This window comes from Labrys sp. HAY1-8F, assembly GCF_056754975.1.
The window spans coordinates 5,284,492-5,302,651 of the sequence record NZ_JBPGWZ010000002.1 but is presented as its reverse complement, the minus strand read 5'-3'; the positions used below and the strand labels follow the sequence as shown (position 1 = coordinate 5,302,651).

The window sequence follows — 18,160 nt, the reverse complement described above, 5'->3', positions numbered from 1 at the left end:
CCTGCCGCAAATGACGGCTCCTCCTCGCCGTCGAGAAGATAGAGAAGACTCCCCATGTCCAAGACCTTTATCGACCATATCAAGACCCGCCGCACGCAATATGCCCTGGGCAAGACATTGCCCAAGAGCCAGGAAGAGATTTCACTGCTGATCCAGGACGTGATCAAGCATGTGCCCTCCTCGTTCAATTCGCAGAGCTCACGCGCCGTGATCCTGTTCGGCAAGCAGAGCGACAAGTTCTGGCACCTGACCAAGGAGATCCTGCGCAAGATCGTGCCGGCCGACAGCTTCGCCTCGACCGAGGGCAAGATGGATGCCTTCGGCGCCGGCGCCGGCACCGTGCTGTTCTTCGAAGACCAGGATGTCGTGAAGAGCCTGCAGGAGAAGTTCCCGCTTTACGCCGACAACTTCCCGGTCTGGTCCGAACAGTCGGGCGGCATGGCCCAGTTCGCCGTATGGACGGCTCTGGCCGAGCATGGCATCGGCGCCAGCCTGCAGCACTATGCACCGCTGGTCGACGAGGCCGTGCAGAAGGAATGGCATGTGCCGACGTCCTGGAAGCTGCGCGCCCAGATGCCCTTCGGCTCCAACGAGCAGCCCCTGCCCGAGAAGAGCTTCATGAACGACAATGACCGCTTCAAGGTCTACGCCTGAAGACATCGGCGCGTATCGGAGGTAATTCCGGTTGATGACATGAACGAGGCCGCCGCATGGCGGCCTTTTTTCGGGATAGCCGCCATCTCGTTCGTGAGTACTATCGTGACGGGGTAGGCGCGAAATCGGAGGGTCGATCTCCAGATCGACCAACTTGGAAACACCGGGTATGATAGCGAGTGAAGACGGTCGATCTGGAGATCGACCCTCCGTGTTTTGCCCCCCGCAAGCGCCCCTTACACCTTCGGTAGGTCCGGGCTCGCGGTCCGCGCCACCATCGGCTCGCCGTCGATCAGGATGGGCGTGCGCACGGAGGGAATGGAGCCCCCCTTCACCCCGGCATGCGGCAGGTCGACGATCATGCCGCGATGGGTGGCCTGCACATCGTGCAGAGCGTCGGCAACCGAATTGATCGGCCCGGCGGGCACGCCGACCTTTTCCAGAGACGCCAACAGGTCCGCCCTCGTTCGCCGCCCGGTCAATCCGGCGATCAGGGCCGCCAGCGTATCGCGGTTACGCACCCGGTCCTTGTTGGTGAGATAATCGGGATGGGCCGCGATATCCTGGATGTTGAGCACGCCGCAGAGCTTGACGAACTGGCTGTCATTGCCACAGGCGACGATGAGGTGGCCGTCGCTGGCCGGAAACACCTGATAGGGCACGATGTTGGGATGGGCATTACCCATGCGGGTGGGGCTCTTGCCGGAGGCCAGATAATTCATCGCCTGGTTGGCGAGTACCGAGAGCTGGACGTCGAACAGCGACATGTCGACATGCCCTCCGAGACCCGTCATCTCGCGCCGGCGCAGGGCAGCCTGCACACCGACCACGGCATAGACCCCGGTGAAGACATCCGCGAAGGCGACGCCGATCTTCTGCGGCTCGCCGTTTGGATCGCCGGTCAGGTCCATGATGCCACCCATGCCCTGGATCATAAAGTCGTAACCTGCCCTGGAGGCATATGGACCATCTTGTCCAAATCCCGTGACCGAGCAAGTGACCACGCGTGGGTTGATCGCCTTCAGGCTTTCATGGTCGAGGCCATATTTCTTCAGCCCGCCGACCTTGAAATTCTCGAGCACGACATCGGCCTCGCGCACGAGGGCGCGGACCTGCTCTGCCCCCTCGGCGGTCTCGAAATTGAGGGCGACCGAGCGCTTGCCACGATTGCAGGAGTGGAAATAGGCCGCACCGAGATTCTCGCCATCCTCCGTGGTGATGAAGGGCGGTCCCCAGGTGCGGGTGTCGTCGCCCTGCCCCGGCCGCTCCACCTTGATGACCTCGGCGCCAAGATCGGCAAGCAACTGCCCGGCCCAGGGCCCCGCCAGGATGCGGGCGAGTTCGAGCACGCGCACGCCATGCAGCGGCTTAGGCGGATTGTGGGTGGGAAGGTCCGGCAGAGGTGTCCACATGATGGCTTCAAGGGCTTTCTTAGGAAAAACGTTTCGGAGATGCGTCAGACGGCGGCCGGCGGGAAGACGGGAGGCCGCAGGCCTTCGATCCATTTGGCCAAGGCCAGCACGCCGCGATCATCATGCCGATGGCCAACGATCTGCACGCCGGCCGGCATGCCGCTGGCGCCGAGGCCCATCGGCACGGAAATGACGGGGCAGGAACTGGTCAGGTTGAAATGGCCGGTCATGTCGACCGATTTGAAGCGACCGTCGGGCAGGATCTCGTCGCGCTCGCGCCGGGCAGGATCGGCGAAGGGCGCAGTCGTGCAGGTCGTCGGGCACAGAAGGGCATCGTAGCCCTTGAGCACTTCGGCAAAGGCTCGCCACAGAGCGGTGCGCCGATGCTCGATGGCGCGCAGCTTGACGGCATCGAGCTTGCGGCCCGCCTCGATCAGCGCGACCACGTTCGGATCGAGATCGCCGCGATGCCCTTCCAGGAGATGGCCGACATCGCCCGCAAAGCAGTAGGCCCACAGATCCTCCCAATCGAGCACCGACTGCACGCTGAACGGTGTCTTCACCCAGATGATCTCGGCACCGGACCGAGCGAGATCGTCGATCAGGCGATGGAACAACTCGGCGACTTCGTCCGAGATCGCATGGGTGTCGAGATCGAGCGAGACGGCGAGGCGCGGCCGGGTCGGCGACGATGCGACGGGAAAAGCCGGCGGCAAGGCCGGCAGCGACAGGGCATCCGCATCGTCAGGCCCCTCACTGACAGCCAGGAACAGGGCCGCGTCGTCGACGCAGCGCGCCAGCGGCCCGAAATGGGCGAGCGTGTCATATTGCGTGCGCAGGATGTCCATCGGGATGCGGCCGAAACTCGGCTTCAATCCGACTACCCCGCAGAGCGAAGCGGGAATGCGCACCGAACCACCCATGTCGGTGCCTTCGGCCAGCATCACGCAGCCTGCCGCGACCGCTGCCCCCGAGCCGCCGGAAGAGCCGCCCGCGCTGAGCTTGGTATTCCAGGGATTGCGGGTGATGCCCCAGAGGGGGCTCTGGGTGTTGCCGGAATAGGCGAATTCGGGTGTGGTGGTGTGACCGACGATGACGGCACCAGCCGCCTTCAGGCGACGCACGATCACCGGATCATGCTCGGCGACATAATCGCGGAAGACCTTGGAGCCGAAGGTCGTCAGCTTGCCTGCGATAGGCGTGAAATCCTTGATGCCAACAGGCACGCCGCACAGGGCCTGGCCTGCGCGCTCGGCAAGAGGGAAGGCATCGATGCGGGCGGCCTGCTCGCGTGCTTCTTCGGCATAGATCTCGGTGAAGCAATTGATCCTTGGCTGCTCCTTGGCGGAACGGGCGAGGCAAGTCTCGACGGCCTCGGCAGCGGACGACTTGCCGCTCCTGATCGCCTCGGCCAATGCGACCGCGCTGTTCAACTCCGCCATCGATCCCCCCTTAGACTCAAGCACCTCAACCTAGCGGCAAGAACAGCGTCGCGGTAGGGGCTGCGACGTCACTGCAGGCCGCATGCCGGCCTTCGCCATGACATCTCAAAGATGGCCGCGGATTGAATTATTCCTTCGATATCACAGCGCAGCCCCTCACCCTTACCCTCTCCCCGTAAGAACGGGGCGAGGGGGGCACAAGCGTTGCGATTTTATCACCAAGGATCTCATCTGGCTCTTCGGCTGGGCGAGATAAGACCATTTCCATTCAAACGTGCCATCGAAGTCCCCCTCGCCCCGTTTTTACGGGGAGAGGGTAAGGGTGAGGGGCAGTGCCGCCTATCAAACAAAACACCTATTCTTCGTCGCAGCACATCATCCACGTAGCGAGCGCCAAGCCGCCAATGCCCTTTCGCGAGCAACCTTGTGATCGACGATCGGAAGAGGATAGGTCCTGCCGAGGCGGATGCCAGCCGCATCGAGTTGCGCGGACGAGGCGGTCCAGGGCCGATGAACGAAGGGAGCGGGCAGGCGCTCGAGTTCCGGCAACCAACTCTTCACGAAAACTCCATCCGGATCGAACTTCTCGCCCTGGGTCACCGGATTGAAGATACGGAAATAGGGTGCGGCGTCAGCGCCCGATCCGGCCACCCATTGCCAGCTCGCCGGATTATTGGCCGGATCGGCGTCGACCAAGGTCTCCCAGAACCAGCGCTCCCCTTCCCGCCAATCGATCAGCAGATGCTTGACCAGGAAGGAGGCGACGATCATGCGGGCGCGATTGTGCATCCACCCGGTCGCCCACAACTGGCGCATGGCCGCGTCAACGACGGGATAGCCGGTCATGCCCTGCTTCCAGGCGGCGAGATCTCTGCCGTCCTGGCGCCAGGGCATCGCATCGAAATCCGGCTGAAGATTGCGCTCATGCAACGGCGGGCAATGATAGAGGAGAGAATAGGAAAACTCGCGCCAGCCGAGTTCCGACCTGAACTTGTCGACGTCGCGATCGCCGGCCGCCATGCCACCATGCTGGCGTGCCGAGAGCGCATGCCAAAGTTGCCGCACGGATACATTGCCGAAACGCAGAAAGGGCGAAAGCCGCGACGTCGTCCTGTCGTCGAGACCATCACGATCGTTGGCATAACCCGCGAGATCCTCATCGAGGAAGTCCTGCAGGCAGCTGAGCCCTGCCGCTTCCCCGCGCGTCCAGTCCGCACGCATCGCTACGGCCCAATCGGGACGCTGGGGATCGGGCTCGAGGGCGGTTGGATAGCCGAAGTGCTGAACCACTTCTTCCGCAAGCGGCGCAAAGGTGGGTTCGGCCGGTGCCGGCAAGGGTGGCTCGACGGCCCCCTGTTGGAAGGCCCGCCAGAAGGCCCCGAAGACGCGATAGGGTCCACCCGATTGGGAGGAGATCGTCCAGGGCTCCCGCAAGAGAGAGCCATTGAAACTATGGGCTTCGACACTGCGAGACCGCAGCCCCGCCTTGATGCCCGTATCGATATCCCGGCCAGCCGGATCATAGCGCCTGTTCCAGTAGACGGCGCCGGCAGAGACCTTGTCTACAATTGTATTCAGGATCTCCTCGGCTGCGCCGGCGAGGACATGCAATCGCCCGCCTTTTTCGCGCAGGGCCGCATCGAGCGCCACGAGCGACCCATGCAGCCACCAGAGCGCCGCGCCCTCCGGCCGGCGCTGGCCCGTGCCTGCGGGTTCGTGGATATAGAGGCAGAGGATCGGCGCCCCGCTCTGGCAGGCGGCATGCAAGGCGGGATTGTCGCGCAGGCGTAAATCATCGCGAAACCAGATGATGCCGGGCTTGGCCGGGGGGAAACCGTTGTCGCCATGCCTCTGCCCCCGGTCAGCGCGCCTTCACGCGTGGCTTTCCTCCAGCTTTACGCCGAGCGAGGCCAACGCCTGCCAGTAGCCGGGATAGGTCTTGGCGACGCAACCAGGATCCTGGATGGAGATGCCGTGGATCTTCAGCCCTGCCAGCGCGAAACTCATGGCGATGCGATGATCGGCGTAGCTGTCAATCGAAGCCGGCAGGGTCTGGCCTATAAGCCCGGGATCGGAAGCAACGATGAGGTCATCGCCCTCCTCTCTGGCGAGGTCGGGACGAATGCGGGTCAGGCCGTCGGCGAGCGCGGCCACCCGGTCGCATTCCTTGACGCGCAGATTGGCGATGCCGGTGAAGCGCACGGGCGTCTGGTTGAAGGCGGCGAGCACGGCAAGCGTCGGCACCGCGTCCTGCATCTGAGAGCCATCGATCACCGGCGGCAGATGCGGAAAGGCCGCGATCAACGCATGGGCCTTGGCGTCCGGCTGGGTGAAGGCTTCAGCCGGCACGCCAAGATCAATGGCGCCCGATGTCAGCACCTCGGCGGCCCATAGATAGGTCGCGGCGGAGGCATCCGGCTCGATCAGATAGTCGGTGGCACGATAGCCCGTCGGCGACACCCGCCAGGTCCGGGCGTCGGGCCGATCGATCTCGGCACCAAAAGCACGCATGGTGGCGAGGGTCAGGTCGATATAGCCGCGCGCACCGATCTCCTCGCCTTCCCGCCCACCTGCCAACACGATATCGACAGGGTCCTGGCCGCAGGCGGCCGCCATCAGCAAAGCGGAGACATATTGGCTTGATAGCCCCGCATCGATCTCGACCCGCCCTGCCCCGAAGCTGCCCTTGCCGTGCACGGTGACGGGCGGGCAGCCGGTCGGCGCCTCGGCCGCGATACCGAGGGTGCCGAGTGCAGCAACCAACGGCGCGATTGGGCGCTTGCGCATATGGGCATCGCCGTCAACCACGACATCGCCCTCGACCAGGGCCGCCGCGGCGGCCAGGAAGCGGGTGGCCGTGCCGGCATTGCCGAGGAAGAGGGGCGCAGCCGGCTTCATCAGCCGGCCCGAACTGGTGACGGTGAAGCTGGTCGCATCGGGCTCCTCGATGGTGACGCCCATGGCCTGTAGCGCCAGCGCCATGTAACGGGTGTCGTCGCTCTTGAGCGCGCCGGTCAGGCGGCTGGTTCCCTTGGCCAGCGCCGCCACCAGCAAGGCCCGGTTGGTGATCGACTTGGAGCCCGGCGGCACCACGCGTCCGCGCAGCGGGTGATCCGGCGGGATCACCGTGGTCAGATCTCCGCTCCAATCCGTCGACATCCTCTATTCCTTCATTCCAAGAGCAAAGCGCGTTTAAACGGAAACGTCTTTTTGCTCTAGATCTTTGTTTCAACGCGTCTTTGCGATTCTTGGCGATTCCGCCAAATCACAAAACGCTCTGGCCCCGCCGCAGCGGGCAGAAAGACGCAATCGCGCCCTCTCTACGATTGTTGCGCGGTTGCGCCAAGTGAGAACCAATCCCGCCGCCTCCGGCCTCGTGGATTGCACGCCGCGGCTGCGGCCAGCTAAGCAGAATTTCTGCTGATCGTTCCCGTGGCTCGATCAGCAGGAATTTGCTTGGAAGAGCAACCTGCGGAGGATCTGGTTTTTCAGATAGGGTGCCCCATGACGGAATCGAAGACCAGCCCCCACGCCCTCACCTTCGTGCTTATCACCGTGCTGATCGACATGATCGGCCTTGGCATCATCATTCCCGTGCTGCCACGCCTGATCGAGGGGGTCGCGCATGTCGACATCGCCGAGGCTTCGGTGATTGGCGGCTGGTTGTTCGTGGCCTATTCGGCCATGCAGTTCCTGTTCGGCCCGATCCTCGGCAATCTCTCCGATGCGCATGGGCGGCGGCCGGTGCTGCTGCTTTCCATCGGGGGCCTCGGCATCGACTATCTGCTGACCGCCTTCGCCCCGACCATCGCCTGGCTCTTCCTCGGACGGCTGATCGCCGGCATCTGTGGCGCCTCCTACAGCGCAGCGAATGCCTTCATCGCCGACATCACCAGGCCGGAGGAGCGCGCCAAGGCCTTCGGCATGGTCGGTGCCGCCTTCGGCGTCGGTTTCGCGCTGGGCCCGGCACTGGGCGGCCTGCTCGCCGGGTTCGGCCCGCGCGCGCCTTTCTTCGCCGCGGCGGCCCTGTCGCTCGCCAACCTCGTCTATGGCTATTTCGTGCTGCCGGAGACGTTGGCGCCCGAAAAGCGCCGCCCCTTCGCGCTTTCCCGCGCCAACCCGCTCGGCACCCTGATCGCCTTTCGCCACCACCCCTTCCTGCTCGGCGCCGGCCTGGTGCTGTTCCTGCATTTCCTGGCCAACAACGTCTACCCGGCCATCTGGGCCTATTACACGATCTATCGCTATGGCTGGAGCGAGTTCGATGTCGGCCTGTCGCTGGCGGCCTTCGGCGTGATCACCGGCATCGTGCAGGGTGGTCTGGTCGGCGTCATCATCCGGCGCCTCGGTGAATGGCACACCGCCGCGATCTGTCTGGCGCTCGAGGCGGTCGTGCTGGTCGCCTACGGCCTGGCCAGCAAGGGCTGGATGATCTACGCGCTGCTGGGCTTCTCGAGCCTTGCCGGCATCGCCATGCCCGCCATCAACGCCATGATGTCCCATCAGGTCGACGACGATGCACAGGGCGAATTGCAGGGCGCGATCTCCGGCCTGATGGGCATCACCGCCATTCTGAGCCCGGCCATGGCGACCCAGCTTTTCGGCCTGTTCGCCGGCAAGCAGGCGGTGATCGAATTGCCCGGCGCGCCCTTTTTTGCTGCCGCCATCATCGCGGCGCTCGCGTTGCTGGCCTTTCTCGCCGTGCCGGAGAAGCGGCGGGCGTCCTAGAGCAAAACGCTCTAGCCACCTGGCCTGAGCCAGGCCCTGACGGCTCGCGCCCCTTCCGGCGCGTGTTCGTAGACGACGCTGTTGTGGTTTCCCGCGGTCCAGATCATCTCGAGGCCATGGCGCTCGGCGAAGACCTTCATATGGCGCCCTCGAATATCGTCGCGGCCGCACCACATCAGCACCGGCGCTCCGCCGGACAGCAAGGCCTCCGCCAGGCCGTCCATTTCGGCGAGCGCATTCCAGCTCGCGCGCAGGCCCGGCTCGTCCGCAGGCGTCACCCACGAGACCAGATGCGGCACGAAGGCCCGCGCCAATTCAAGGGCCTGCTCGAAATGCAACGGTCCGTCGAAGCCCGGCGGAAAGGCGGCCGACACGCCCTTCACCGGGTCCCAGCCGCCGAGCGTCAGGGATTGCAGGCGATCGGGACAGTGCCTGGCCATACCGGCCGCGGTCCACGCCCCCATCGAGTGACCGATGACATCCGCGCTCTCGATTTCGAGGGCATCCATCACAGCCGCGACCTTGCCGGCCTGGTTCTCCAGGCGATAAGCGGCCTGATCCGCCGGCCCGTCGCTTTGGCCATGGCCGAGCGCATCCACCAGCACCACCGTGTGATCAGTCAGGAACGCTTCAGCGAAGCCGCCTTCGAGCCAGCATTGCGAGCTCAGCAAATGCCCATGCAACAGCATGACGGGCGGTCCCGCGCCGACTGTCTGATAGTGGGTACGATGACCGTTATGGGAGATAAAGGGCATGGCAGATGGTCTTTAAGGAGAGAACGGCACAGAATTTGTCATACCCGGGCTTGCCCCAGGTATCCAGGGGCCGCCAGATGCCGGCCTGAGGCACTGGATTGCCGGGTCAAGCCCGGCAATGACAAGCAACGTACAATCCGACCCGATCCGGAAAGTTACATCGTCGCGCCGACCTGCCAGGGCACGAACTCGTTGGAACCGTAGCCGAGTTCTTCCGACTTCGACTTCTCGCCCGAGGCGACGGCCAGGATCTTGTCGAAGATCTCCCTGCCCTTCTCCTCGATCGAGACGCCCTCCAGCACGTCGCCGCAATTGATGTCCATGTCGTCCTGCATGCGGCGATAGATGTCGGAATTGGTGGCGAGCTTGATCGAGGGCGTCGGCTTGCAGCCATAGGCCGAGCCGCGGCCGGTGGTGAAGCAAAGGACGTTGGCGCCGCCTGCGACCTGCCCGGTGGCCGAGACGGGATCATAGCCGGGAGTGTCCATGAAGACGAAGCCCTTCTCCTTCACCGGTTCGGCATATTCATAGACGGCGGTGAGCGTGGTCGTACCACCCTTGGCCGCAGCGCCGAGAGACTTTTCCAGAATGGTGGTCAACCCGCCGGCCTTGTTGCCGGGGGATGGGTTGTTGTCCATCGAGCCGTTGTTCTTGGCTGTATATTCTTCCCACCACTTGATGCGCTTGACCAGCTTCTCGCCGACCTCGCGGCTCGCGGCGCGGCGGGTGAGCAGGTGCTCGGCGCCATAGATTTCCGGCGTTTCGGAGAGGATGGCCGTGCCGCCATGATGCACCAGCATATCGGCGGCGGCACCGAGGGCAGGATTGGCGGAGATGCCGGAATAGCCATCCGAGCCGCCGCATTGCAGCGCCAGGATCAGCTCGGAGGCCGGGATCGTCTCGCGCCTGGCCTGGTTGGCCAGCGGCAGCATCGCCTTGATGCGCTCCATGCCCTGCTCGATGGTCTTGCGCGTACCGCCAGTGTCCTGAATCGTCATCGTCTGGAAATGGTCGCCCTCGACGATGCCATACTCGGTCTTCATACGGCCGATCTGGAACACCTCGCAGCCCAGGCCCACCAGCAGCACGGCTGATATGTTGGGATTGGAAGCGTAGCCCCATTGCGTGCGCTTCATGATCTCGAAGCCTTCGCCCCTGTCGGCCATGCCGCAGCCGGTGCCATGCACGAAGGGCACCACGCCATCGATGTTGGGATAATCGGCCAGGATGCCGGACTGGTTGAAGGCATCCGCCATGAAACGGGCCACCGAGGCCGAGCAGTTCACGCTGGTCAGGATGGCGACATAATTGCGCGTGCCGGCCTTGCCGTTGGGACGGCGATAGCCCTGGAAGGTTGCCTGCTGGTCGAGCGGCAGGATCGATTCCTGACGCGCGTCCTGTGCAAAGGCGTAATCTCGCTCGAAGGCATGGAACTCGCAATTGTGCGAATGGACGTGGGAACCCGGCACGATCGCCTGCGAGGCGAACCCGATGATCTGGCCGAACTTGACGATCGGCTCGCCCTCGCCAATCGGCACGACGGCAATCTTATGGCCCTTGGGCACGCGCTGCAGCGCCGCCACGCCCTCGACATCGGCCCCGGGCTCGATCACGTCGATGGCGACAAGCACATTGTCCTTGGCATTGAGACGCAAGGTCCGGGCGGTTTTGGCAACGATCTGCATGACGAAATCCAGGTGAAAAGTGCCAAAGCGTTTTCCAGAAAAGTTGATAGACTTTCCGATTGAGAAAACGCGTCAGAACAATGAGTTGGAGAGAAAGTGCGATTTTGGACAAATCGCACTTTGCTCTAGGCAAGGGCAAAAGCCATTGCTAACATGTTAGCATGTCAGATGTCACCGTCAAAGCCTCTTATGCCTTCCTCGAGCCGCTTGGCATGACGGGCCGCGGCGGCACGACGGAGCGCGTGCTGGCGGTCTTGCGCGAAGCCATCATCGGTTTCGAACTCGCGCCGGGCGAGGACATCGACAAACTTGCCATCTGCGAAAGGCTGGGCGTGTCGCGCTTTCCGGTCTCGGAGGCCCTGGCCCGCCTGCAGGCCGAGGGGCTGGTGGAAATCCTGCCGCAACGCGGCACTCGCGTCTCGCGAATCCGACTGGCTGAAGTGCGCCAGAGCATGTTCATCCGCCGTGCCCTGGAGGCCCAGGCGGTGCGCAGCCTGGCCCGCGATCACGACGACAGGCTGCTGCCGGCACTCGAACGCAATCTGCGCTACCAGCAGGCGGCTGCCGAGGCCGGCGACCGGCGTGGCTTCCACCTGCTCGACCTCGAATTCCATCTCATTCTGCTCGATGCCCTCGGCTTTGCCCGCGTCAAAGCGGCTGTGGAGGCGGCCCGCGCCAATCTCGATCGCGTGCGCCGCCTGCTTTCTTCGCCCCGGCACATTGCCCTCACTTTGGTCGACCACCAGGCCATCGTTTCAGCCCTGCGAGGCGGCGATGCCGATGCCGCCGCCAGGGCAATGGAAGCGCATCTCGATACCGTCATCACGGAGCTGGTGGCCTTCGCCGCCGAAAATCCCACACTGTTCGAAGACCTGTGAAGAGAGAGGCCATGACCAACAAATTGCCCGACAGCAAATTCGCCATCCGCAAACACACCAGCCGTTCCGGCGCTGTGATCCCTTTTACCGAACTCGGCTTTGGTACAGCTCCGCTCGGCAATCTCTACCGGGCACTCGACGAGGATGTCGCCGCCCTCACCGTCAGCGCGGCCTGGGATGCCGGCATCCGCTATTTCGACACCGCCCCGCTCTATGGCCTGGGCCTCGCCGAGACGCGCCTCAATCCCCTGCTGCGCCGACGCAAGCGCGAGGACTACGTTCTCTCCACCAAGATCGGACGCCTGCTCAAGGTGGTGCCGCCGGAAGAGCGCACCGGCATCGGCAAGTTCTTCGACACGCCCTCCCGCCAGCAGGTCTACGACTATTCCTATGACGGGGTGATGCGCTCGGTGGAGTTCTCGCTCGAACGCCTTGGCATCGATACCATCGACGTGCTGCTCGCCCATGACGTCGACATCTTCACCCATGGCTCGAAAGAGGCCTCCGACCAGCGCATCAAGGAGTTGATGGAGGGCGGCTACCGTGCGCTCGAACAGTTGCGCAGCGAGGGCACGGTCAAGGCGATCGGCGCCGGCATCAACGAGTGGCAGGTGGCGGAAACCCTGGCACGCGCCGGTGATTTCGACGTCTTCCTGCTTGCCGGCCGTTACACCTTGCTCGAACAGGATGCCCTCACCAGCTTCCTGCCCTATTGCGCGGAAAAGAAGATCGGCATCGTGCTGGGTGGCCCTTACAATTCCGGCATCCTGGCAACCGGCCCGCGCCCGGGCGCCTTCTACAATTACGATCCGGCGCCGCCTGCGATCCTCGACCGGGTTGCCCGGATCGAGCGGGTCTGCGCCTCCCACCACGTCAAGCTGGTCGAGGCCGCGCTGAAATTTCCACTCGGCCATCCCCAGGTGGTTTCCGTCATTCCCGGCGGCCAATCGCCCCAGGAAGTCACCCGCAATGCCGAGATCATGGGCGCCAAGATCCCGGCGGCACTCTGGGACGACCTCAAGGCCGAAGGCCTGCTGCGCGAGGATGCGCCAGTACCGGCCTGACCAGGGCGCGCACGACCTACGACAAAAATGGCGGCCATTGGCCGCCATTTTTATTTGTATACATACGCAGACACTCACGACAGCCGTCAGTGTCTCCGCACTCCAGCCTGCAACTTCTGGCTCGCCCAGACACTGCCGATCACCAGAACCATGCCGATGAGTTGTACAACCGTGAGCGACTGGCCGAGCAGGCCCCACCCCAGCACCACGGCGGTCAGGGGTGACAGGAAGAGCAGCGAGGCCACCGCAGAGGGGCCGAGACGGGCAATGCCGCGGAACCAGAGCATATAGGTCAGCGCCGCACCGATCAGGGTGAGATAGGCGAGGCCAGCGACATTTCCGAGGCTGAGCGCCGGCAAAGGCGGCTCCACCCATAATGCGACAAGCACCAGGAGAAGGCCACCGGCCGTCAACTGCCAGGCCGTGAAGGTGAGCGTCGACACCGGAGGCTGCCAGCGACGGCTCATCACCGTTCCCAACGCCAGCGACAGCGCCCCGGCAAAGCCAGCGGCAATGCCGACCGGATCGAGCACGACACTGCGCGGTGCGATCAAGAGCAGCATCACGCCGCCCAAACCCACCAGGGCGGCCGCAATCGCCGCCAGCCGCACCGGCGTGCCCAGCACGGCCCGGGTCAGGAAGATCACGATCAGCGGCTGGATGGCGCCGATGGTGGCCGCCACACCGCCCGGCAGCCGGTAAGCGGCGATGAACAGCATGGTCAGGAAGAAGGCGATGTTGAGCGTGCCAAGCACCACGACGCGCCACCACCAATGCCCCTTCGGCAATTGCCGCACCAGCAGGAGGAGGAGCAATCCCGCCGGCAAAGCGCGCAGCATCGCCACGGTCAGCGGATAGCCGGGCGGCAGGAGCTGCGTGGTGACGATATAGGTGCTGCCCCACACCGCCGGGGCGATGGCGGTGATCAACACGTCGAGAGGCCGGCCGTGCCCCATGGCGCTCCCTGAAGAAGCCTGACTGAGACTGCTCATGACAGCACCATCACGTCTTCCAGAGGCCGCCGCGGCTTTTGCGAGCCATTGCCCTCCGCCGCTCGGCCGACCGCGACCAGCATCACCGGGATCTCGTCCGGCCCGAGGCCGAAACCGACCCTGACCGCCTCGGCATCGAAGCCCGTCATCGGCCCTGAGGCCAGGCCCGAAGCGGAAGCGGCCAGGATCAGCGTCGCCGCCGCCAGGCTCGCCGAACGGATGGCCTCGTCGCGTTCGGCCTCGGCATTGTCCTCGAATTGGCGCCGGGCCGCCGCGACCCAGCCATCCACCACGCCTTCCGGCATCAGGCCCGCCTCGACCGCGGGACGCAGCCGCGCGGCGAGGTCGACCCGGCCCGCCAGCATGCCGCAGACGATGAAGGTGACGGCGGCATCGCCGACCTTGGCCTGGCCATGCGCCGCCTGGCGCAGGCGCGCCTTGGCCTGCGCTTCGCGCACCGCGATGAAACGCCAGTTCTGCAGATTGTAGGCGGAGGGCGCCGAGGTCGCCAATCGCACCAATTCGCCGATGTCGGCGTCGGACAGCCGATGCGAAGGATCGAAATGATTGGCCGATACCCGGCCTTCGATGGCGGCTTTCCACTGGGCCTCGACCAGTGCGGTGTCGGCAACGGGGATCTTGGCGAAATAGGTCATGGCTTGCCTGCTTGATGTCGGGGGAGCGCGTATTGCGATCACTGCAGATCAATCTAGGCATTCACCACAGAACGATAATATAGGATAAGATTACGATATTCATTACCTGCGGTGTTCAATCAATGGATCAGCTCACGGCCTTCAAGGCTTTTCGCCAGGCGGCCGAGCGCGGCAGCTTCGCCGAGGCTGCCCGCGCCCTCGGCCTGTCGCCGGCGGCAATCAGCAAGAATATCGGTGAACTGGAGGCGACTCTGTCGCTGCGCCTGTTCAACCGCACCACCCGCCGCATGAGCCTGACGGAAGCCGGTGCTCTCTATTACGAGCGCGTTCGCCAGATTCTCGACGACATCGACGACGCCGGTGCCTCGATCGGCGCATTGAGGCAAGCCCCCACCGGGCTCCTGCGGGTCTGTTCGCCGATGACCATGGCGCTCAAATGCCTGACCCCGGCCTTGCCCGATTTCCTGCACGCCAATCCCGCTCTATCCCTCGACCTCAACATGGACGACCGCCGCATCGACATCATCCAGGAAGGCTACGACATTGCCATTCGCGGCAGCGATCTCCTGGAGGATTCAAGCCTGGTGGCCCGTAAGCTCATGGCCGTGCCGCATGTGGTCTGCGGCGCTCCGTCCTATTTCGCCCGCGCCGGCCTGCCGGCGCGGCCCGAAGATTTGAAGCAACACGATTGCGTGCGCTTCACCCTGTCCTCCCATGCCGATCACTGGCATTTCGACAGGCATGGCGAGGCCGTCGGCGTACCAGTCAGAGGCCGCTTCAAGGTGACGTCGAGCCTCGCCGTCCGCCAGGCCTTGCTGGGTGGCTTCGGCCTCAGCCTTATCCCGCGCATCTATGTCGAGGACGATCTGCGCACCGGCCGGCTACAGCCGGCCCTGACGGACTGGCACAGCATGGAAACCTCCATCTTCGCCATCTATCCTTCCAAACGCCACTTGGTGCCGAAAGTCCGGGTGTTCCTGGATTTTGCCGCCGAACAGTTTGCCCGTTCGACATTTCCCGAAATCTAGGGCCGGAATCGCGAATGTCTCGGAATGGGACATCGGTTCCCCTCAAGAGCAATAGTCGATCCATGATGACAAAACCGTCCGCCCTGCTCCTGCTCGGCACCTCGCATGTCGGCAAATCGACCTGTGCCCACCACATCGGCAGCGCCCTCGGGTGGCCCGTGATTTCGACCGATCAATTGGGTCGCCATCCGGGGCGTCCCTGGACGGGTGTGCCAGACCCCGTCATGGAATTTTATCTCCGCCTGGCGGACGACGCCATTCACTGGTTTCTCCGAGTCCATCACGAGAACATACGCCCGCTCATCCAGAGCAAGTTGCAGGCGCTACGCCAAGAGGGCAACGGCTTCGTCTTGGAAGGGGCAGCCCTTCGGCCTGAATATTGTCCCGACTGGGCGATCGGCGCGGCACTGGTCATCTGTCTCCACGCCGAGCCTCGGGCCTTGCGGGAGCGCATCGAAAGAGGGAGCCGTTATTCCCAGCAAGACGACCGGATGAAAATCGCCATCGACAAGTTCGCGGAACGATCCGTTCGCGAGTATGAAGCCTTCGTCGAAGCCGCGACCAGGCACGACATCCCCCTGATGAATGTCAGCGATCCGAACAGCGCCGATCGCCTGGCCAAGGATCTGATTTCCCGCCTTGCCGGTCGATCAGAATCGTGAGCGGACGAATCGCTGCCCCGTCGGCATCTTCCGGGTCGATCAATCGGCCCGGAGCGTCGCTGGGGTGAGGCAACACGACCGCTCAATCCTTCATGGCTTCCTTGATGGCATCGATGATCACGGCACTCGAGCGGATGCGGGCGACGCGCGGCAGGACATGATCGATCGAGAAGCGATGCATGTCGGCCGTCGTGCTGCTGGTGGCGTCCTCGACTACGATGGCGGCATAGTTGTAGGCGAAAGCATCGCGGACGCTGGCTTCGACGCCGAAATTGGTGGCAATGCCGCTGAAGATCACCGTGTCGATGCCACGCCGGCGCAATTGCAAATCCAGTTCCGTGCCGTGAAAGGCGCTCCATTGGCGCTTGGTGATCACCACATCGGCCTTCGAAGGGTTGATCCTGTCATCGAAGGCAACAGCCTCGGGGGGCATTTTGTCCTCGGGCAGGATCAGGGGTGCATCCACAGGAACCTTCACCACATCCCCATAGCCGTCGGAAAAAGCCACGCGCACCAGGATGACCGTGCCACCCGCCTTGCGCAGCGCCTTGCCGATGCGCAGCGACCGCTCGATGACATTCTCGCCCGAATGCGGCGCCACCGGCCGGCCGACGATCCAATTCTGCAAATCGATCATCACGAGGGCGGTATGGCGGGGGTCCAGACGCAACATGGCAAGCTCCGATAAACGTCGATGCGCTGGAGCAAGCCGCGTTCATGGCTGAACGCTTGCCTGCTCTAGCTGTTGTTTCCGCACGTCTTTGCAATTCCGGGCGAGTCCGTCCAATCGCAAGACGCTTCGGGCACCGCGAGGTGCAGTCGGGCCGTGTCGTCGGTTATGGCTTTGCTGGGATCCATAACCGACGACACGGCCCAGGGTAGTCAGCCTTGTAGGAGCAGCCCCGCGCAAAGCTCAAGTCGACCATCCGGTCAAGCTTGCGCTACAAAAGGATGATCAGTCTGACGCAAAATATGGCGCCTTGTCGCCAACCTCGCGGCGGACCATCGAGGTTTCAACGAACAGGCAGTGCATACAACCATGGCAGACAACAACGACGTTCTGGCCCGGCGCGTGGAAGAGGCATGCCTGAACGGCTGGCCAGCCTTGAAGACGATATGGCTCGACGGCTGGCTGCTGCGCTTTTCGCACGGGCACACCAAGCGGGCCAATTCCATCAGCCTGCTCTGGCCCGGCACGCGTTTCGGCGCAGGATATCGGCGGCGCCTTGGACGAGGCCGGATATGGCCCGGGCGAAGATGAAACCTGCGTACTCTATCGCGACTTTGCCACCGCCCGGCCCCAAGGCAACGGCAGCGCAGCGCTCGTGCGGCCCGGTCTCGACGACATCTGGTTCGAGGCCCATGCCCGCCTCCAGAAATTCTCCGCAGCGGCCGCCGCCAACGCTCGCGCCTTGTTCGGCGCCGTCGCCGTGCCCACCGGTTATGCGGTTTCGCTGGCCGGCGACGGCCGCCCGGCCTCCCTCGCCTTCGGCGCGGTGTATGACGGCATCGTCTGCCTCAACGCCGTGGCGACCGATCCCGAGTGTCGGCGCCAGGGTCATGCCTACGGCGCCATCAACGCCCTGCTTGCCTGGGCCCAGGACGAACAGGGCGCGAAAGGAGCCTGTCTCCCGGTGGTGGCTGGCAACGATATCGGCAGGTCCCTCTACCGTTCGCTCGCCTTTTCTACAGAAGTCAGCCGTTATTCTTATCGCCGCAAGGTTGCATGGTCGCCGAGCAGCGTTGCTCAGGATGCATGACTTTCGGGCCATCTCATTGATAAATAAAATAAATTTTTAAAACACCTATAAATAACATTATTTTTACGTATTGAAATCTATTTGACAAATTGCGCGCGAGAACCGATATCGTGGATGAATTCCAATCAGGGGTTTTTCATCATGCCGCTCGCTATCACAGCCAACCGCCTCAAGGATGGGCGCGTGGTGTTCCGCACCCCCAGCGGAAACTGGTCGCTCGATGTGGCGGACAGCGCCATCGAGCCCGATCAGGCAACCGCCGATGTGATCCTCGCCGGCGTTACCGCCGCTGCCAATGAGCAGGATGTCGTCGAGATCTATGCCGTCGAGCTGGACGTCAGCGGCGAGAAGCCCCGTCCCGCCAAACTGCGCGAGGCCATCCGGGCGCTCGGCCCGACCATCGCTTACCTGCCGAAGACCGAACTTGCCGAGGCTGCCGAATAA

The 18,160-nt window shown here is 63.7% G+C and carries 18 protein-coding genes; 9 read left to right on the top strand and 9 right to left on the bottom strand.

Annotated features, from left to right (window positions below):
• The first annotated feature begins 54 nt into the window (after nt 1–54).
• Complete coding sequence (locus ACR9ZN_RS33630) at nt 55–654, top strand: nitroreductase family protein (protein ID WP_434955931.1); 600 nt, start codon at nt 55–57, stop codon at nt 652–654.
• Nucleotides 655–890: 236 nt separating this feature from the next.
• On the opposite strand, the gene ACR9ZN_RS33625 is transcribed toward ACR9ZN_RS33630, so the two are convergent.
• The 4 genes from ACR9ZN_RS33625 to ACR9ZN_RS33610 all read right to left on the bottom strand — a co-directional run bounded on the left by ACR9ZN_RS33625 (nt 891) and on the right by ACR9ZN_RS33610 (nt 6,667).
• Nucleotides 891–2,066, bottom strand: a complete 1,176-nt coding sequence (locus tag ACR9ZN_RS33625; RefSeq protein WP_454813555.1) for a CaiB/BaiF CoA transferase family protein — start codon at nt 2,064–2,066, stop codon at nt 891–893.
• A 44-nt stretch (nt 2,067–2,110) separates the two neighbouring features.
• Nucleotides 2,111–3,508 (bottom strand): amidase, encoded by a 1,398-nt coding sequence (locus ACR9ZN_RS33620; RefSeq protein ID WP_481274262.1) that lies wholly within the window; start codon nt 3,506–3,508, stop codon nt 2,111–2,113.
• Nucleotides 3,509–3,883: 375 nt separating this feature from the next.
• A complete protein-coding gene (locus ACR9ZN_RS33615) occupies nt 3,884–5,317 on the bottom strand; it encodes a cryptochrome/photolyase family protein (protein WP_481274418.1) in 1,434 nt (477 codons plus the stop codon).
• A 63-nt stretch (nt 5,318–5,380) separates the two neighbouring features.
• Nucleotides 5,381–6,667, bottom strand: a complete 1,287-nt coding sequence (locus ACR9ZN_RS33610) for a 3-phosphoshikimate 1-carboxyvinyltransferase (protein ID WP_454813550.1) — start codon at nt 6,665–6,667, stop codon at nt 5,381–5,383.
• A gap of 345 nt (nt 6,668–7,012) precedes the next feature.
• On the opposite strand from ACR9ZN_RS33610, the gene ACR9ZN_RS33605 reads away from it, so the two are divergent.
• A complete protein-coding gene (locus ACR9ZN_RS33605) occupies nt 7,013–8,236 on the top strand; it encodes a TCR/Tet family MFS transporter (protein ID WP_454813549.1) in 1,224 nt (407 codons plus the stop codon).
• An 11-nt stretch (nt 8,237–8,247) separates the two neighbouring features.
• On the opposite strand, the gene ACR9ZN_RS33600 is transcribed toward ACR9ZN_RS33605, so the two are convergent.
• Nucleotides 8,248–8,991, bottom strand: a complete 744-nt coding sequence (locus ACR9ZN_RS33600; protein WP_481274261.1) for an alpha/beta fold hydrolase — start codon at nt 8,989–8,991, stop codon at nt 8,248–8,250.
• A 155-nt stretch (nt 8,992–9,146) separates the two neighbouring features.
• Nucleotides 9,147–10,676: a UxaA family hydrolase gene (locus ACR9ZN_RS33595; protein ID WP_481274260.1), complete on the bottom strand. Its 1,530-nt coding sequence runs from the start codon at nt 10,674–10,676 to the stop codon at nt 9,147–9,149.
• Between the two features lie 161 nt (nt 10,677–10,837).
• On the opposite strand from ACR9ZN_RS33595, the gene ACR9ZN_RS33590 reads away from it, so the two are divergent.
• Both ACR9ZN_RS33590 and ACR9ZN_RS33585 read left to right on the top strand, forming a co-directional pair.
• A complete protein-coding gene (locus tag ACR9ZN_RS33590) occupies nt 10,838–11,554 on the top strand; it encodes a GntR family transcriptional regulator (RefSeq protein WP_441772584.1) in 717 nt (238 codons plus the stop codon).
• Nucleotides 11,555–11,565: 11 nt separating this feature from the next.
• Nucleotides 11,566–12,618 carry an aldo/keto reductase gene (locus ACR9ZN_RS33585; protein ID WP_481274259.1) on the top strand — a complete coding sequence of 351 codons (1,053 nt, stop codon included), beginning with the start codon at nt 11,566–11,568 and terminating at the stop codon, nt 12,616–12,618.
• A gap of 86 nt (nt 12,619–12,704) precedes the next feature.
• Here ACR9ZN_RS33585 and ACR9ZN_RS33580 read toward each other — a convergent pair whose 3' ends face one another.
• The gene (locus ACR9ZN_RS33580; RefSeq protein ID WP_481274258.1) at nt 12,705–13,610 is read right to left on the bottom strand and encodes an EamA family transporter; all 906 of its coding nucleotides are present in this window, start codon (nt 13,608–13,610) and stop codon (nt 12,705–12,707) included.
• On the bottom strand, nt 13,607–14,266 hold the full coding sequence (locus tag ACR9ZN_RS33575; RefSeq protein ID WP_481274257.1) for a nitroreductase family protein: 660 nt from the start codon (nt 14,264–14,266) through the stop codon (nt 13,607–13,609). The genes ACR9ZN_RS33580 and ACR9ZN_RS33575 overlap by 4 nt, the downstream gene beginning before the upstream one ends.
• Nucleotides 14,267–14,388: 122 nt before the next feature.
• Here ACR9ZN_RS33575 and ACR9ZN_RS33570 point away from each other — a divergent pair, with 122 nt between their 5' ends.
• Complete coding sequence (locus tag ACR9ZN_RS33570) at nt 14,389–15,294, top strand: LysR family transcriptional regulator (protein WP_454813542.1); 906 nt, start codon at nt 14,389–14,391, stop codon at nt 15,292–15,294.
• Nucleotides 15,295–15,356: 62 nt separating this feature from the next.
• Nucleotides 15,357–15,956, top strand: coding sequence for a hypothetical protein (locus ACR9ZN_RS33565; protein ID WP_481274256.1), 600 nt, complete (start codon nt 15,357–15,359; stop codon nt 15,954–15,956).
• 82 nt (nt 15,957–16,038) lie between these two features.
• Here the strand turns inward: ACR9ZN_RS33565 and ACR9ZN_RS33560 are convergent, their stop codons facing one another.
• Nucleotides 16,039–16,629: a hydrolase gene (locus ACR9ZN_RS33560; protein WP_481274255.1), complete on the bottom strand. Its 591-nt coding sequence runs from the start codon at nt 16,627–16,629 to the stop codon at nt 16,039–16,041.
• A 366-nt stretch (nt 16,630–16,995) separates the two neighbouring features.
• Here ACR9ZN_RS33560 and ACR9ZN_RS33555 point away from each other — a divergent pair, with 366 nt between their 5' ends.
• The 3 genes from ACR9ZN_RS33555 (at nt 16,996) to ACR9ZN_RS33545 (ending at nt 18,160) form a co-directional block, all read left to right on the top strand.
• Nucleotides 16,996–17,217 carry a GNAT family N-acetyltransferase, cg3035/Rv0428c family gene (locus tag ACR9ZN_RS33555; protein ID WP_481274254.1) on the top strand — a complete coding sequence of 74 codons (222 nt, stop codon included), beginning with the start codon at nt 16,996–16,998 and terminating at the stop codon, nt 17,215–17,217.
• Complete coding sequence (locus ACR9ZN_RS33550) at nt 17,183–17,716, top strand: GNAT family N-acetyltransferase (protein ID WP_481274253.1); 534 nt, start codon at nt 17,183–17,185, stop codon at nt 17,714–17,716. The genes ACR9ZN_RS33555 and ACR9ZN_RS33550 overlap by 35 nt, the downstream gene beginning before the upstream one ends.
• A 141-nt stretch (nt 17,717–17,857) precedes the next feature.
• Nucleotides 17,858–18,160 (top strand): DUF2849 domain-containing protein, encoded by a 303-nt coding sequence (locus ACR9ZN_RS33545; protein ID WP_434955915.1) that lies wholly within the window; start codon nt 17,858–17,860, stop codon nt 18,158–18,160.